We start from the raw sequence: 15,832 nt of genomic DNA, 5'->3' as shown, positions 1-15,832 counted from the left end.
GGCGCCTCTACGTTGAGCAACTTGTGCGTTTCGAGTGTGTGCTACTAAGACCAACGATAAGGTACGTTGGAGATCATTGTCATCGAGCTTTCAATCGGCAGTCACTTCACACCGGTCACCACTTGCTTGACGCTCCACGCGAACCCGCGAGACGTTCGGAAAGATTGGAAAAATCGCCTGATAGATGTAAGCGCACAGCCCTTCGAGAGTGGCAGCGCCAAGACCCGGTACCTCATCGAGGAAGCGGTGGTCTAACTGATCTTTAATTCGCTGAATTTCTTGGTTGAAAAAACCTAAGTCAACGATCATTCCTGTTGTCGCATCAGGCTTGCCACGAAGAAAAATCTGCGCATGATAAGTGTGTCCATGAATTCGTCGACTACCTTCCTGCCCGATTTCCCGGTGAAGGGTATGAGCTGCTTCGAAATAAAAGCGTTGGCTTAGTTCGAATTTCATCGGATACCCAAGGCTTTGTGGGTTTGAAAACTTAGTGACCACCGAGGGTGTGCTTTGCAATAGTCGATTGCTTTTGCGATATTCCGCGCGTGATCAGGCCCATCCATCGGCTGCAAATAGAATCGCTCGAACGCAAGTTGCTCAAAACCCGTCGGGTCGAACGCGATTTGCGGGAACACTAACTTCAGTTCGTTGCCGGCCTTAATTCGAATTTGTGTACCTGCTTTAGGGCTGACACAAATCCAGTCGAGACCAGGAGGCGGGGATACCGTTCCATTGGTTTCGACCGCGATGAAAAATCCTTCCTCGGCCAGCGCCGTGGTTAACGCGCTGTCGACTTGCAGCAAGGGTTCACCACCGGTCAACACAACGAAACGGTGAGCATGGTCTGCTGTAGGCCATTGGCTCGCGATCGCATTTGCTAGGTCCCGGGCGTCTTTAAATTTTCCGCCGCCCGTGCCGTCAGTTCCAACAAAATCGGTGTCGCAAAATGAACACTGCGCCGTCGAACGGTCCTCTTCGCGTCCGCTCCACAAGTTGCATCCGGAGAACCGACAGAAGACCGCCGGTCGTCCAGCATTTGCACCTTCACCCTGAAGCGTATAGAAAATCTCTTTGACGCTATATGTCATGGCCGTGCCGTAGCAACGTAAGATTTGTACCCAGTCGCTCGCAGTTCGCACGCCGGGCATTTGCCGCATCCGTATCCCCAATCATGCAAGGCGGATCGGTCACCGAGATAACAGGTATGGGTCTCGCTGCGAATGAGTTCGACGAACTCTTCCCCTCCAAGCTCATTCGCCATCTGCCAGGTTTGGCGTTTGTTGATCCACATCAATGGCGTTTCGATGATCAAGGGTGCATCCATCCCGAGGCTGATCGCGACTTGGAGTGCTTTAAGCGTGTTGTCCCGACAGTCGGGATAGCCGGAGAAATCAGTTTCACACATTCCCCCGACGAGCGCGTGCAGCCCTCTGCGGTAAGCGACGGCAGCAGCTAGAGTAAAGAAGAGCAAGTTGCGGCCCGGGACAAAGGTGTTTGGAAGGCCATTCGATTCCATCTCGACAGCTTTGTCCTGCGTAAGTGCGGTGTCGCTGATCTTTCCAAGTATGGAAAGATCTAGCATGTGGTCGTCGCCCAGTTTCGCTGCCCACGCTGGAAACTGCTCCCTCAGTCGTGCCAATACGGAGACCCGACATGTCAATTCAACGGCATGGCGCTGACCGTAGTCGAAGCCGATTGTCTCGACGTACTCATAGCGACTCAGCGCCCATGCCAAGCAAGTAGCGGAGTCTTGGCCACCAGAAAATAAGACTAGCGCGCGTGTTTTCATAGCGACAATCTCCAGATTTAAGCGTTAGCTACTTTTCGGGGCCGACGAAGGGCTTTCTTCAGCGAGCGCACAAGATAGTTGGCGAGCAGATCGATGTCACTGGGCGTGTTTTGAATGCCGTTCCAAGGACGTTCGTCATATTCTGAAAAGCGCCACTGACCACTTGTCCACGCCGTATAGGGCTTGAGCAACTCCAAACCCGGCTCAAATTCGGCGCGAGTCGTTGCCCCTTCGCTCGAGTACAGCAATTCCATGACGAACCCCATTGCTACCAATCCTGCGCCGTGTCTGAGTCGCGATGTTTTGGGGTTCATTCCGACCCATTCGCTTCCGAATACGTTGGTTACGGCCTGAAAGAACTCATTGACGAATTCATATGCGAGATCCTCAAAGTTTTCTTCTTTGATGAATTCTCGGATAGCACCGTCCGACGCCGAATTCATAATCAGCTTTTGCATGGCGGTGTCGCTGATCACGCCTTGCGGATTGGTATGTTGCCGGATCTCGCCGCGTAGCGATGATTTGCGCGTGAAATTGAGGCGATCGACGATGCGTGCCGAAAATTTTCGAGCGGTGAATCGCGCGGGTAGACCCTCAACGTTAGGCAGCAACTCGTAGATCAGCGTCTTCGGCAGCGGCCGAGTGTTGTTGATCAAAACGAATTGCTGTCGCAGTTCGTTGTAGTCTTTGCAGATTAAAGCAGAGACGAAGACTTGGAAGCCTGGCTTCTTTATTCCGGAAAGTGCTGACAGTCGTTGCTGGCCGTCGACAACGAACCCAGGCTTGCCCTTGGTCGTTGAAATGCTCACCTCGACAATGCCATCACCCAATTCCTTGAGCTTGACGCTGCCGATGAAGGCCACAATGACAGCGTTCGGAAGGAGCGCGTCGTCACGACTCATGTAGTCGCGAATTTCTTTGATATGTGACGCGATCTGATGTCGCTGAAACCCTCTCAATTGACCATCTTCTTCGCGGCCAACACGCTCGATTTCAGCGAAACCTAGGATCTGCTCTGGTGTCGCCGCAAAGGAAAATACGTCGTGTTCAGCGGCCTGAGAGGCGCGAATGGCTTTAAATCGGTAGTTGCTCACCGCTGTTTCTCCAGGGTTCTTTGTAAGTGTTGGTGATAGACGCCGAGATTATGAAAGCCGCGTCGCTTGTTGCGATTACTCGACCGAAAGATGATGACTTCGACGCCGACGGATTTGCATATCTCACATTGGCAACGCTTCCATGGAGCGTCTTCGAGTGTTCGCTCCACCAGCCCGCGCATTTTCAACAGGTCTTTCTCGTGCTTCTCGATAGGGCTACCGTCACCGAGCGTCAGGAACCGTTGATAGTCCATCACGGCATCAAGTGCAGCCTTAACCTTTCCGCCGTTTGTGTCGAGCGCACGAAGAGCAGCCAGCGCCTTAGTTTCTCTTCGTTGCAGGTCTTCGGAGCTGAATATCCCGCGCTTGATCCCTTGCATCAGACGGGAATTCTCGATCGCTTGGGGGATCCGCACGGCCGCATAGTAATCGAGACCACCCCTCGGCGACGGCATGTAGTAATTCGATTTGGCGTCCTTGAACGCACGAATTAGAGGCGACGTCGAGTCAAAACTCGTGATGCCGTAGCCGGTGAATTCGTGAATATCGTCTGCCTTTGCGAAGCCCAAAAGATGGATCTTCGTTTCGGGCTTAATAGCCGCACGAAGCGCTCGAAGGACAAGGTGGATAATTTCGACCTTCAACGGAACAAGTCCGCCAATCGCGAGGTATCGGTAACCCATAGCCTCGAGCTGAACTGCAGCCTGGGCGATACTTTTAGGTGACCATCCTTGTACCGCGCCCACCGGTTCGAACGTTTCGCCTTCCTCGCGCGTCAGCTTTAGAAACTCCTCGGCGTTGGCTTGCGTGATCTCAAAACGTGCCGTGACGGCTTCGGGCATTTCGTTCGCAGGCGGGTTGGTAATATCGCAATCAAAGATAATGTGATCGGGAGAAATGCCATGCGTAAAGCCTGCATCCGAATAAAATTCGACGACCTCTTGTGGAGCATAAGCGGGCTTCTCATGCTCTACGTACGCAAACGCTCCGCAGTCGCCCAGTAGCATGGCATTCTTATGCTTCGGACCCGTATAGCGTAAGAATTTACGAACGCCGTCACGAAGCATGCGATGCTCTTCAGCGGTCGAATAGCGGACTTTTGATTTCGCGACACCGGCGGCTTGGCGCACCGCGCTCATAGAGACTAGCAGCCCGTCATAGGGCGCAGGCTTCATCATCTCGTGCGCATAAGTGTCATCCCAGTAACGACGACGTCCCGGTGCATTTCGGTCGGCCATGAAATCATAGAGCGGGTCGACGTAGTCCTGTGTGTCTGAATATAGAAATTTCATGGTCGTACGCTGCTTGTGTAAGCGCGCACTAGCGCGTCTTGGAGTCTCTTAATATCCCGCGGTGTACTTTGAATTTCGTTCCAAGCAACGCCAAGCGTGTCCCATGTGCCTTCAGTCCATCGACAAGCGGGCGCAACCTTCTCAAGTTCTTTGCGAACCGTCTTGTAGTCTTCTCCGTGCCCAGAAAGCCGCGCGTAAATCCGATCCATGAGCACACCCATGGATTCGATGCCCGCGGAGTGCATTAATCGACTGTTGCGAGGATCGATTCCCCAGGCGCTCGGGAAAACGTCTCTAACCGCGGTCCAAAAAGTAATCAAAATTCGATACATCGTTTCAACGTCTGCGCCTTCGCGCCCGGTCGATTTGTACGGTGACAATGCGCCCAACGGGTTGTTCATGCTGTTTCGGATCATCGAAATGATCGCGGTGTCTGTAATAACAGCAGTCGTGGTGCTTTTTTCGGAGATACGTTTGATGAGTTTGTAGAACGGGGAGTCAGTATCGCGATTCAACAAGCCGCAAATTTCGGAAGGGACTTTTCGTGCGCTCAATTCGCGTGGCAATAGAATGCCTCGGGTTTCAGGCAGCAACTCATTGATCAAGCGCGTCGGTAGCGGCTTAGCTTTATTAACCAAAATGAATTGTTCGCGTTGCACTTCAAGGCTATCCGAAACAAACCCAACGACGGGGACGGAAAGAGTCTTGCTGGATACCTGTGCCAAGGCGAGCGATCGTTGCTGACCGTCGACGATCCAAGCGACCCGTTGACCCTCTTCATATACTGGGATGGTCAAAGTGCCGGCGATAGCCATGCCGTCATCGTCGGTGGGTTTTGGTCCACGCGAACCTGAAAAATGAACGTCCGGCGACATAGCCAAAATTATCGCATTCGGGAACAGAACGTTGCCTTGATTCAAATAGTCGGCTATTCCCTTCACATGGGACCGAATCTCGGGGCGCTGAAAGCCTTTGAGTCCATCTGAGTCGTCTCTCTCGATACGGGAAATATCAGCGACTCTTACGATGTCAGCGCCTTTGATAAAAAACGCGTACACATCGACGCCATCACCCTGCGTGGTCCGCAGGGCCCTGACGACTATTTCTTTCTTCGCGTTTGCCAATTTACTTCCCATTTACTTGATGCTGACCAACCGTGAGCCATAAATTTCTAAATCTCGATTGTTCGCAAGCGACCAACGCATCGTCACGTAGGTAGCGCAGAAGGCGGGTGGAAGAGCCGTCGAACTTGCTCCATTTCAGCGTCAACAACTTCATTATTTCTTCGTCCGTCTTTCTTGTGCGGACTGGTATTTGCCGCGGACTCATCGCTGTCAACGCGGTCAACACAGCATGTTCGGCGTTCTGAAGTGATAACCGGTGGGCCCCAAGGGTTTCCGTGAAATGCCTCAGCGCGCGTTGAGCGAAATCGTTTCGTGTACCCGGAAATTCAGAACCCTCAAGTCGATCGTCATAGGGTAGAACGACGTTTCTCACCCTTTCGGACACAACCGATCTGCCTTTCGACGAAGAAAAAATTCGGACTCTCTTGAGTTCGCTGTCCGACAGTTCTTCCAAGTCCTCTGCAACCATCTCCAAATAGCTAGACGGAAGAGCAACAAGCACCAAGTAATTGGGGTGGGTTTCTACCAGTGAACGCACCGATCTCTGATTTCCGAAGGCGGAAAGTAACGCTGCCCACCAGTCACTCGCTTTCATCCCAAGGTTAGAGAGCAAAGGCCGCACCGAATTCGAACCGTCCACAACGGTTAAGTCGTAGTGCGGCACCAATTCATCGGCAGCAACGATGCCAAGGCCGGCAGACAAAATAAACAGATCTGCCCCTAGGTTTGCAGAGATGTGTCTCGCCTCGGCGAACGATCGTCCTACGTAAGTTTCCGCAGCGGTCCTGGTACGAGGGGCCAACCTTGTGCTGCGCCGCCACGTTTTCGCGATCGACGAGAGAGAACCGCGAAGCGACGCTGGAGGAAGCGTAATTGCTTGACTTCCCGTGCGTTTGCGCCCGGTGCAGTTGGTCAGAATCAGGACATTCTTGTACATAATTGACATTGTAGCCAACCACGTATGGGATGAATACTGGCATCAACTAGATAATAGCGGCTCGTAGTTATTTTGATAGTGTAAAAAATACCGATGTAGTAATAAGGTTTTATATCGAGCAAAAAAATCCATAGCTATCCTGTAGTTTCCGAATTTTGGCAACTTTGCTCGGACGCGGTCGTGCCCGTCGTGCGAGAGATTGCTCGTGCGAATCATCCGCCTGCTTGTGGCGTTCTGGACTCACATGGTCGAGGAATTCGCTTGTTACTGCGAAGCCGGCTTTCCATTGTGGGAACCACTGGGTCAGCGGTGAGATGATCTTGAAGAACTCTACGAGGGTCGACGGTGCCTCAAGCCAACGGGCACAGCGTGGTGCGTCGCCGCGCGTTCGCCACTGACCGGACAAGGAGGGTCAGCAAACACACGCTCGGCGCGGCCGCACTACCGCCTAGTCTAAATCGGGGGCACGCATCGAAATGCCGCGGCAATGTCCAACTAAGCGTTGGGGGTCACCAGATATTTCTGCAACATGAGACTCGATGGAATCAGCCTCGGGTTGCGCGGTTCCACGCTCAAATGAACACCCTCCACGACCTGACGCGATGTGGTTCCGAAATGGTCCCACGCGTTATCGCGTTGCAAACGTCACGAAGCTCGCCTGGTCAGTTCCATTCGTCACCGTCGGCGAGACCTTGCGGATTTCCGACGTTGAACACTCTAAAGCCTGCCGTCGCTGCGCGGTATCACCACAATTGCGTGCTGGCAACGCGAGCGAGATGTGACGTAGCTGGCGGCAGGCCGAAACGCGTCGCGATGTCCGCGCCTTAACCTCATTCCATGCACCACTCGGAACGAGTTTGAGGCGCTCGGCGCACACGACTTGGTATCCCGAGTGTGCCAGCCAAGGTGTGGACGCCCGTCCCTGTTACCGTCTCCTGCAGTCGGGTCACATGCGCCGTGACGTCTTTTTTACGGCACATTGACGCGCCGGCACTTTATCCCGCCAGGCAAAACCTCGTCAGGCAGAAGTCGATGATTTGTGCGCGGCGCTCGTCAACCTCGGTCTTCGAAAAATTGCCGACGTTAATGCCCCCGGCCAGGGCTTGCGTCACTCTGAAGGATGAGCGAACGTAGCCATCGACTTTCTGTGCCGGGGCGCAGTTGCCTAAGCCGCTATTTATATGGGATTCAAGAAGTGTGAGATTTCCAAGCCGGTTCTTTTCGTAATCGTAGTCCTCTGCGAACCCGTGCGATGCCGGGTCAAAGTTGGGCTCCTTGCCGAAAATATGTTCTACCTGCCAGTCGGAATATGCATCCATCAAAGGCTCGTCTCCGCTGTGCTCGCACAGAATGTATTTCGTCGCACCGTTCTGGTACAGGTCAGCGTCGAGATAATTGCGAAAGTTATGGTCGCTGACGAACTTTTCATTGAAGTCCACGAGTCTCTTTGCCACGGCGGCGGGCCCAAGCTTGAGGTGTGCTACGTCCGAGGCGAGTCTGTACATGTCGGCCACGGGATTTGTGTTTTTTATCTTGTACACACGAACTTCGGTCGTCTCGAGCAACGGCAGCAACTCATTGAGCTTATGCTGCATGAACAGCCTAACCAGGAGCGGGTAAAGGGTTGCCGTGAACTCAAGGAATTGAAATGGTTTTCGATATCCGGGTATCGTGTCAACGGCGCTTATGAGGCCGGTATAGTTCAGCGCGAATTGGGTAAAATCGTTTAGGTACTGCTGAACGAAATGGGCGAGGCTGTCCGGATTGCTCTTGAGTGCCTCGCATTTTTCCTTCAGCTTCTTGAATATCGTCTCCGCGCCATCCCGATTGTTCCACGATTCAGGAAATAACTGGGCTGCCGAATAATAGTGATGCGTGAAGACGGTGTTTTCTTCAAAACGACCCAAAATACCCAACTCATCGCGAATGGAAAGCAAATCGTCGTAGCTGTCAAAAATTTTCTCAAAAGCCGAGTTTATCTCTGCATTGAGGGTTGCATCGAGGTACAGCGTGGAATACAGCATCAGTACGCTTTTGGTCTTATCCAGAATTCTGAGTGGCAATCCGCGGTCGTTGATAATGGAAAACATGCGTACCGCTTGCGCCTGGCTTTCTACATTGAAGACCAGCACGTTGATTCGGTCGCGCACAAACATAATGCGCTTTTCGATGTCGCTCGTTGAAAACCTGCTGCTCAGTGCTGTGAACTGACGCTTCGCCTCGGCCATAAAACGCCAACTCCGCTTGCGAAGCGCACTCGCGGTCACATCGTTGAAGTCAAATATGAGTTGGGCGAGAAATTTTCCGTCTGTCCCGGAGGGCTGAAGCTTTAGCTCCTCGCGCGTCCCAATGAATGTGGCCTGTTGCTTCGCCCGAATGGCCGTGTCGGGCAGCTTGTCAATTAGTACGCTCAGCAAGATGAACAACGTGGTCACGCGTTGCTGGCCGTCGATGATTTCATACTGAGTATCTGCGGAGAGGCCCTCGGCGGGGTTTTCCTTGAAGGAGACCGTCCCCAGGAAGTGGTCCATGTCGCTCGCAATGCTTTCCTCGATGTCCTGCCACAGCGCCCGGCGCTCGTCGTCAGTCCAGCTGTATTTCCGCTGGTAGCTGGGTATCAGAAAGCGGTTGCCGTTGAATATTGAACCGATTTTTTCCGTCTGGCTTTTTGTGATTGACATGAAATGTAAACCGGGTTGGTTGTGAGCAAAAGTGTTGCGACTTGGGCACTTCTGCGGCGCGGTGGTCGCGCGACAGCTTAAGGCAAAAAGGTCGGGTCAATAAGGGGCGCAATGGTCGGCTGCTCCTTCGCCAGGACCTCCTACTTCACAATCACAGAAACAGGCCTGCTGCCCCTTTTGCTCAGAAAGTGGAATCACAGGAGGCATGGACTCCGCTGCACGGGCATCGCGGACCACGGGATTGGTCTGCACATGCAGCTAACGGCAGAGCCAAAGACAGACGTGGATACCGCGGATTTAGGAAAGCGGGGGCCGAAGCGACCAAGCGTTGGTTACAAGACGCATCCTGGACAAACGGTTGGCCGCTGGTTCCCGCCGCTTAGGCCAGTAGGGCGTCGACTAGCGAGTTAATCGACCGTCCGTCGACCTTTTTGCTCCAACTAGCGTTGCCTCGCCGCACGTCCTCCTCTCTTTCCCCAAACAGGAACGGCAGATAGGAGTTGTAGTCGTTCGGCGTGTCGGTGAGACGGAACGACCAGCGCTCTTCGGCAAACTTCAACATCGCGACGCCGCGTGCTGCAATACAGGCGACGTTCCAGTCATACGAGCGGAAAACCTGGGCAACCTGTGTCTCGGAATGGCTGCCTACTTCGTAGGAGGTCAATTTGCACGGGCGACCATTCTTCGCCCTGAACGGCAGGTTCGACACAGTCGAGTTCACTTTAGTCGAAAGAAGCATCAGGTTTCCAAGAGAGTGGACCACTGCGTTTTTCAGAGCCTTAGAGCGCCCGTCGATGGGAATTGCGTCGTTCCAGTAGCCGTTATCATCTGGCGTCTGAGGGAAGATATGCTCCACAGTTTTGTCAAAACTGAACTCATCCCACGGCCATTTGAGCGCAATCGGCTTGTTGCCAGTCTCACGACGGTCTTCTTCGTATTCGAGAAGCAAGAGCTTTGTGAATGCCCATCTGTAGTAACCCGTACCCTGTCGCAGCCGTGTCGCGACTTCCTGGGCGACGCTAGACGCCGAATATACGCCTTCCCATTGGAATCGCCGGTCTGTCCATGAGCCCTCGGTTTCGCGGTTAACTATCCATGCCGTCACATAGCCTTGCACGAATTCGATTGCTTCGTCCGACGACATTTCGTGCAGGTGATACTTCCTTGCCGCCTCGGCCTCGGGGTCTGGTCGCAGTAACCGGCGGGCCATGCGGTTCATGTCTGCTCGTCCCAAGTGGCCCGGTCGGCCCGACAAGGTGAGTACCAGCACAATGAACCGCTCAATCTGGGAGAGTAAGCTTGCGACGAGAGCCAATGTCGACTCATGCTCGTAAGGCTTGCCGAGCGCTTCCGGACTTGTGACGGTAGCACGCATATAGGCGGCAAGTATGAGTGGCTTGAAGTATGCGTAACCGATGCGAGCGATGCGCTCCAGCAGCATTCGGTGCGCCTTCGGCATCAGCTTGGCTTCATGCATATGGGACCACCAGACGGCCCCCTGCTCGAGGTTGCGAATGTAGACCGATAGGTCTGCAAGCGTAAGGGCCTCGTTCGTCACGGTGAATTCCTCGTTCAGAAGGACGTTCTCGAGCCAGTCCGCGTCTCTGACTTCCCCAAAGTAGGCAATCGCGTGTGCGCGCAGGAACTCATCATCATGGTTCTGCGTGGCCGGGCTTCGGCCGAGCGAGGTATAGATTCCCTTCCAAGCACGGTGAACCTGCTCGCGAAGCCCTTCCGCGCTCATCGACGGTTCGTCGGCGGAGGTGTCTGCGTTTGGATGCTGGCCAGGCAGGACGTTGGTCAGGTAAATCAGCCGGTTCTTTAGCAGTTCAAGTTGCGAAAGCTTTTTCCCGCGGTTATTGAGAGTTTCGAACGCAACATGAATGTCAAACTCCGGGTGCGCGTCGAGCACGAACAGGCGGAAGCGGTCTAACAAGGTGTCAAGATACTGCTTCGCGGCTTCCGCGTTTTGCAGTTCATCGGCGCGACGACGAAAGTATTTGGCGGCGTTTTCTATGTTGGCGGCATAGCTAGAACTATTCGAACCGAGCCGCGCAGCCTCCGTATCATCGTTCAGAATCCAGAAATCAAAATAGCTCTGGAGTTCGGCGTTGTCGTTAAACACTACCTGAAATTCCAGCGACGTCGAAGAACCGGCGACAACATCCAGTTCCGCAATCCGTCGGATCAGGGCGCGCGCCAGCGTCATGGTGCTTATGACCCGCTGCTGGCCATCTACAAGCTCGGCCGATGGCCGCGATGACCCGTTCGGTGCAAGTTTGCGGAGAAGCACGATACCCGTGAAGTGCTGTCTGGCGCCGGAGCGTACAGCGACGTGAAGGTCACTCCATAGCGCATCGAGTTGTGCGTCGCCCCAGGAATAGCCGCGCTGATAGTCCGGGATGTGAAACTGATAGCCCGTTAGCAGGTCACCCAGTTTTTGTAATTCTGCAGAAGAGAATGCCACGCGTAGTACCCCGTATTCGCCCCGCTGAAACTCCCGCGGTGTTTGTTTTCGGCAGCCGGAGGCAAAATCCGCTGCCGTTGCTTGGCCACGTCGAAGAATAAGCCGGCACGGTCAGTCACGCAATGGAGCAACGCTGCCATGAAAGGTGGGAGGGAAGCTTGCCTGTGCAATTGCTGGTTCAGCTAGCCGCTACTTCTCTTCTTGCGTCGATATGCGTTTATCCCCCTTTTTCAAGCGCGTTTTAGCGCCGTCTCCACGGGGTTTCGCCCTTCGATTGACAATCGAGAGGCATCATAGGCGCGGAGTTTCGTTTCCCAATAATTTACCAATAACTCGGTTTTTTGGGTTCCGGGGCATCCAGTATAGGATCGGAAACCTCAATCCGAGGATCAAGCCAATCTGCTTTTGCTAAGATCCATGCTATCCATTCCAGATGGTCGGATGTAACGCTTCCCTTGCAACGTGCGTTCTCTTCGACCGCACTGGCATATGAGCGTAACCGATTGGCCCGTTCTAAATTCGTAGCATCAATTTCCAGTTGCTTAAACCGGCCACGCTCGTCATTTAGCCGTTGAACTAGAAAATCATATCGTTCCTCCGCTCGACGGTGTCCCTCGCGGCGTTGCGCTTCTTTGGCCTCGTTGACACGAATATCTTCAGCGAGCGCGTAAATACCCGCTACGATTTCACCAAGGCGGTTCTCCAATGGAGTTCGTGGCGTATCGTTCCAATTCCGAGAAGGCCAGCGGCCAGCCGTAATTGTGAGGCTATTGGTAGGGTGATAATCGTGGCTCGGCGTATGCGGATACTTCAGATCAGGCGAAGAAAAAGAGCGACTTCGATTCCAATACCGCTCTTTGGCTTTCTTCTCTGTCGGCGTATCCTCATGGACCGTGCGCTTCACGCGCTCAGTCACCGTGAGCGCGACTGCGGTTTCGTTGACCGTCAATATCGTTTGTTTAGCCTTCGTGTCGATATGGACGGTGACCGATCGATTAGACAATTCCTTAACCAGAGTATCCAGGAGCAGGAGCGCACGATCCAAGGATGACCGTGTCACTTCAAGGTTGAGCACTTCTTCGGGCGCGGACCGAAGTCCTTTTTCATTGCTCCACCCATCGTTTCTCTTGAGGCGCTTGGCCGCAGCGGTGATAAGTGGATGGGGCTGCGTCAGATTCATACCTACCGAAAGGGATTGAACTGCGACACGTGTTTCCCGCAATTGTTGCTTAGCTGTTTGGCGTGCTTTTTGTTCACTCTCGTCGATCTTGGTCAGAGCTACACGTGGGTTGGCGTCAATTTCGAGGCGTGGCAGTGGCACGCGCTTCATTGTCTTCCCAGCTCTGACTTTGGCCCAATATCCTCGACTGGGCAACAGAATCGCTAGGTTCCGGCAAATTTTTGCCAAGCCTACGTCGGAAAGGCCGTAGTGCCTTGCAACTACCGTCACTGGATTGGACCATATTTCTTCGTAGAGTATTTCGCGGTCGATTGGCGTAACCGCTTCACTGATCTTTGCTGTCGTTGATTGGTTGCTCATCGTCGACGATTCGTTTGCGTATTTGACGAAAAAAATATCAAGATGCTTGCCAATATGTTCGGTGCGTGTGCCGAAATGGTAGCGCATCCAGTTGCCGTCGAAGAGGCGTGAATCGCCGCATTAGGCTCATGGTACGCTCCAGCGCGTCGTCCTCCTGGACCACGAGCTATTCTTCGGCTGCACCTGGTGTCGGGGCCGGCGCATAGGTCTCCGCAGCCAGAGTGGCCGGTTCGCCGATGCGCGTTGAACCTCATTTACTCGGTTTCCCGCCCGGTTGCTGGCTTGATCGCACGTAAAAAGTCACCTGAAATCAAAATTACTTTGAAGAAATCTATTTTTATGATCTTTGTGTAAGGCGGTTATTTTTTCTTTGATGGTTTGCGTATAGAAATTCCATTTATCTTTATTGTAGTGTTTTATGGCGCTGAGAACATACCAGTAAATATCGTTCATCTTGTGATCGGCGTTGCTTGGAATGAATTCTTTAAGAATTTCATAGTACAAGTGATAATCCGGGTTTCCGTTTTTTCCGATTATTGATGGTGTGTCACTGGAGATGGATTTTGAAAGTTCAATGAGTTCCACCATTGAACTTATTTCTCGCTCGCTCCTAGCGAATGATTGCCCCTCTCTGCCATGCACTTCCAAAATCCGGTCTTTTGTTATTTCTTCAAACCACTTCTTTTGATTGTACTCGGGGAGCGCCTTTATTGTCTTATCTTTGATCTCAAGGGTGAATGATGATGTGAATGTAGAGATCAGATCCAGAATTTCGTGTTGGACCGGATTTTTATGATCGCCCTTTATAAGTTTGCTTTTTCTTTTTTGCTCTTCCTCCTTGCTGATGTCGCCATCTGTAACGGCAACAACGCCAAAGGATGGGATGCTATAGTGCTCACCTAATTCCATGCCATAGCTAAGGAAGCCATAGAGGCACGAGGCCTGATTTTGCCAAGCTCCCGAATATATATATCTTCGCGAGATATCGTGAGTCCCCTCAAATAAGCAATCTATTACCGATTTTGCCAAATTATCCTCGACGATGATGTATATCGGAGGTATGAATTTTGCCGATAGAGAGCCGGTTTTTATTGTGGTTCGCATGCCTGTGATTCCAACTCCTGAGTTTCCCTGCATAACGTTTCTCGCTGAGCTTCAAATTTGGGTCTTCGGAAAGGTGTGACTAGGTTCGATGAGGCCCTCAGATTGTAGTGTGGGTTCACGCGACTTACACAGGGTCATGAATGGGGAAATGCTGTTTCGAGGCGCTGCAGAAGGTGGATGTTATCCCTCGTTGATTTAAGGTTATGGCGTCTGCGCTGCGTGGGTCGCGCTGCTCCAGGTTCGCTACCGTCGATATGGGAGGGTTCAAGAAGGGCTCCGACGCGGTCTTTCGGCGAGCCGAAAACGTGAGGACCAGCTAGCTGCATGGCGCCGTAAACCATGCGGGTTACGGACAGGTCCCCTCCTAGTGCAAGCTTGGGTTCGTACGCAGATGGGCGATCGCGTAAAGCGCATTTATGTGGACTTGCCTTCGGCACCACGAAAATTAGCCTTTACGGGATTGGCAATCTGCGCATCCACGAAATCCGCCCATAATTGCATGATGCGTTTCCGTTCCTCCGCATAGCCAGCCCGGTTGTAGACTCCCCGCACGCCTTTGATCGAGTGCGCGAGGGCCGTTTCGATGGCATCTGACGAACATCCCATCTCATGCAGATGCGTTGAAGCCGTGCGCCGGAAGTCGTGCAGCACAAAATCCGCTACATCCAGCTTCAGCACATCGACGGCAACGTTTAGCGCCGCGCGGGAGACCGGGCGCGGCTCCCGGCTTCTAGGCGAGGGGAACACGTAGCCTTCGCCCCCCGTTAGCTTCTCCAACTCCCGCAGGATCGAAACGGCTTGCGTCGGCAGATAGACCCAATGCTCTTTCGACTTTTTCATGCGGCCCGCTGGTATGCGCCAGATGGCCTCTTTCAAATTGAACTCCGTCCACAGCGCCGAGGAGAGTTCGGTTTTCCGCACCATCGTGAGCATGAGCAAGTGCAGCGCCAGTTTCAATTCATGGCGCATGTTTGAGCGATAGATCGCTCGCAGGATCGTGCCTATCTCGTCGGGAGACAGGACGCGCGTGCGACTCGATTGCGTCGCAACGTACTTTGCCTCGACCGCCGCAGCCGGGTTGATTGTCGTCATTCGGCGAAAGACGGCGTAAGCGAACATTCTTTTAAGCAGATTGCGAACTGTTAAGGCCATCTGCGGAGCCCCCCGCGCTTTGATGCGGTCGGTGATCGCCAGCACGTCTAGGGCGGTGACTTCGGACAGCGGCTTGCTGCCGATGGCGGGGTAAATGTCCTTGTCCAGGGCTCGCGTGATGGTCCGCTGATACCCGGCTGACATATGCGCGACCCTCTCGGCGTAGTAAGCGGCTCCGAACAACCGAACGGTATCGAGGCGGACCACGGTTCCCCGGTCTTCTCGGGCCGTCTCAACGGGAGACTTGCCGCTTTCCACAATCTTGGCGTACTTGCGCGCTCTTTCACGCGCTTCCGATAAACTGATGGCGGGGTAGTCGCCTATGGTTGTCATCGGCTGTTGCTTGCCGTGGAGGGAGTAGCGGTAGCGCCAGACTTTAGACCCCGAAGTTAGCACTTCGAGAACGAGACCCCCGCCGTCTGACACCAGATAGCGTGCCACCTTGGGCTTGAGGGCTTTAACGCGAGTGTCCGTAAGGGCCGTAGCGAGTTTGGGCATAGTTTTATGTACACAAGGACAACCTCAAGGGAGGTTTGTGGTCTAAACGGTGTACTAAAAAGGAGCGGAAGTCAATGGATGGTAACGGATGCGCCAAGACTTGAAAGCCTTTACCTGCTGGCATCCAGCCGTGTCTGTGGATGCTATTGGATTC

Annotated in this window: 12 protein-coding genes; all 12 read right to left on the bottom strand. The window is 53.4% G+C overall.

All coding sequences use genetic code 11. From position 1 onward, the window contains the following. Window positions 1–90: 90 nt before the first annotated feature. Window positions 91–456: a 6-pyruvoyl trahydropterin synthase family protein gene (locus FH08_RS0112620; protein WP_031358668.1), complete on the bottom strand. Its 366-nt coding sequence runs from the start codon at window positions 454–456 to the stop codon at window positions 91–93. After that, the gene (gene queE / locus FH08_RS0112615) at window positions 453–1,088 is read right to left on the bottom strand and encodes a 7-carboxy-7-deazaguanine synthase (RefSeq protein ID WP_031358667.1); all 636 of its coding nucleotides are present in this window, start codon (window positions 1,086–1,088) and stop codon (window positions 453–455) included. The genes FH08_RS0112620 and queE overlap by 4 nt, the downstream gene beginning before the upstream one ends. Then, window positions 1,085–1,789: a 7-cyano-7-deazaguanine synthase QueC gene (queC, locus tag FH08_RS0112610; protein WP_031358666.1), complete on the bottom strand. Its 705-nt coding sequence runs from the start codon at window positions 1,787–1,789 to the stop codon at window positions 1,085–1,087. The genes queE and queC overlap by 4 nt, the downstream gene beginning before the upstream one ends. A gap of 17 nt (window positions 1,790–1,806) precedes the next feature. Then, on the bottom strand, window positions 1,807–2,883 hold the full coding sequence (gene dbpB, locus FH08_RS0112605) for a DGQHR domain-containing protein DpdB (RefSeq protein WP_031358665.1): 1,077 nt from the start codon (window positions 2,881–2,883) through the stop codon (window positions 1,807–1,809). Further along, on the bottom strand, window positions 2,880–4,175 hold the full coding sequence (gene dpdA, locus FH08_RS0112600) for a tRNA-guanine transglycosylase DpdA (protein WP_031358664.1): 1,296 nt from the start codon (window positions 4,173–4,175) through the stop codon (window positions 2,880–2,882). Before dpdA ends, dbpB (FH08_RS0112605) begins: the two co-directional genes overlap by 4 nt. Continuing rightward, window positions 4,172–5,311 carry a DGQHR domain-containing protein DpdB gene (dbpB, locus tag FH08_RS0112595; protein ID WP_031358663.1) on the bottom strand — a complete coding sequence of 380 codons (1,140 nt, stop codon included), beginning with the start codon at window positions 5,309–5,311 and terminating at the stop codon, window positions 4,172–4,174. The genes dpdA and dbpB (FH08_RS0112595) overlap by 4 nt, the downstream gene beginning before the upstream one ends. Beyond that, on the bottom strand, window positions 5,301–6,245 hold the full coding sequence (locus tag FH08_RS0112590) for a hypothetical protein (protein WP_031358662.1): 945 nt from the start codon (window positions 6,243–6,245) through the stop codon (window positions 5,301–5,303). The genes dbpB (FH08_RS0112595) and FH08_RS0112590 overlap by 11 nt, the downstream gene beginning before the upstream one ends. A gap of 986 nt (window positions 6,246–7,231) precedes the next feature. Next, window positions 7,232–8,917 (bottom strand): DUF262 domain-containing protein, encoded by a 1,686-nt coding sequence (locus FH08_RS0112585; protein ID WP_031358661.1) that lies wholly within the window; start codon window positions 8,915–8,917, stop codon window positions 7,232–7,234. Window positions 8,918–9,296: 379 nt separating this feature from the next. Further along, complete coding sequence (locus tag FH08_RS0112580; protein ID WP_031358660.1) at window positions 9,297–11,384, bottom strand: DUF262 domain-containing protein; 2,088 nt, start codon at window positions 11,382–11,384, stop codon at window positions 9,297–9,299. Window positions 11,385–11,706: 322 nt separating this feature from the next. After that, window positions 11,707–13,011, bottom strand: a complete 1,305-nt coding sequence (locus FH08_RS52940; protein WP_051888199.1) for a hypothetical protein — start codon at window positions 13,009–13,011, stop codon at window positions 11,707–11,709. Between the two features lie 213 nt (window positions 13,012–13,224). Beyond that, a complete protein-coding gene (locus tag FH08_RS0112570; protein WP_152602809.1) occupies window positions 13,225–14,061 on the bottom strand; it encodes a hypothetical protein in 837 nt (278 codons plus the stop codon). 381 nt (window positions 14,062–14,442) lie between these two features. Next, a complete protein-coding gene (locus FH08_RS0112565; protein WP_051888197.1) occupies window positions 14,443–15,678 on the bottom strand; it encodes a tyrosine-type recombinase/integrase in 1,236 nt (411 codons plus the stop codon). Between the last annotated feature and the right edge of the window lie 154 nt (window positions 15,679–15,832).

Origin of the sequence: Caballeronia sordidicola (genome assembly GCF_000729995.1) — a bacterium.
In the GTDB taxonomy this organism is placed as follows: Bacteria; Pseudomonadota; Gammaproteobacteria; order Burkholderiales; family Burkholderiaceae; genus Caballeronia; species Caballeronia sordidicola_A.
Note: the sequence above shows the minus strand (reverse complement) of the source record. Positions and strands in the feature narration are given on the sequence as shown.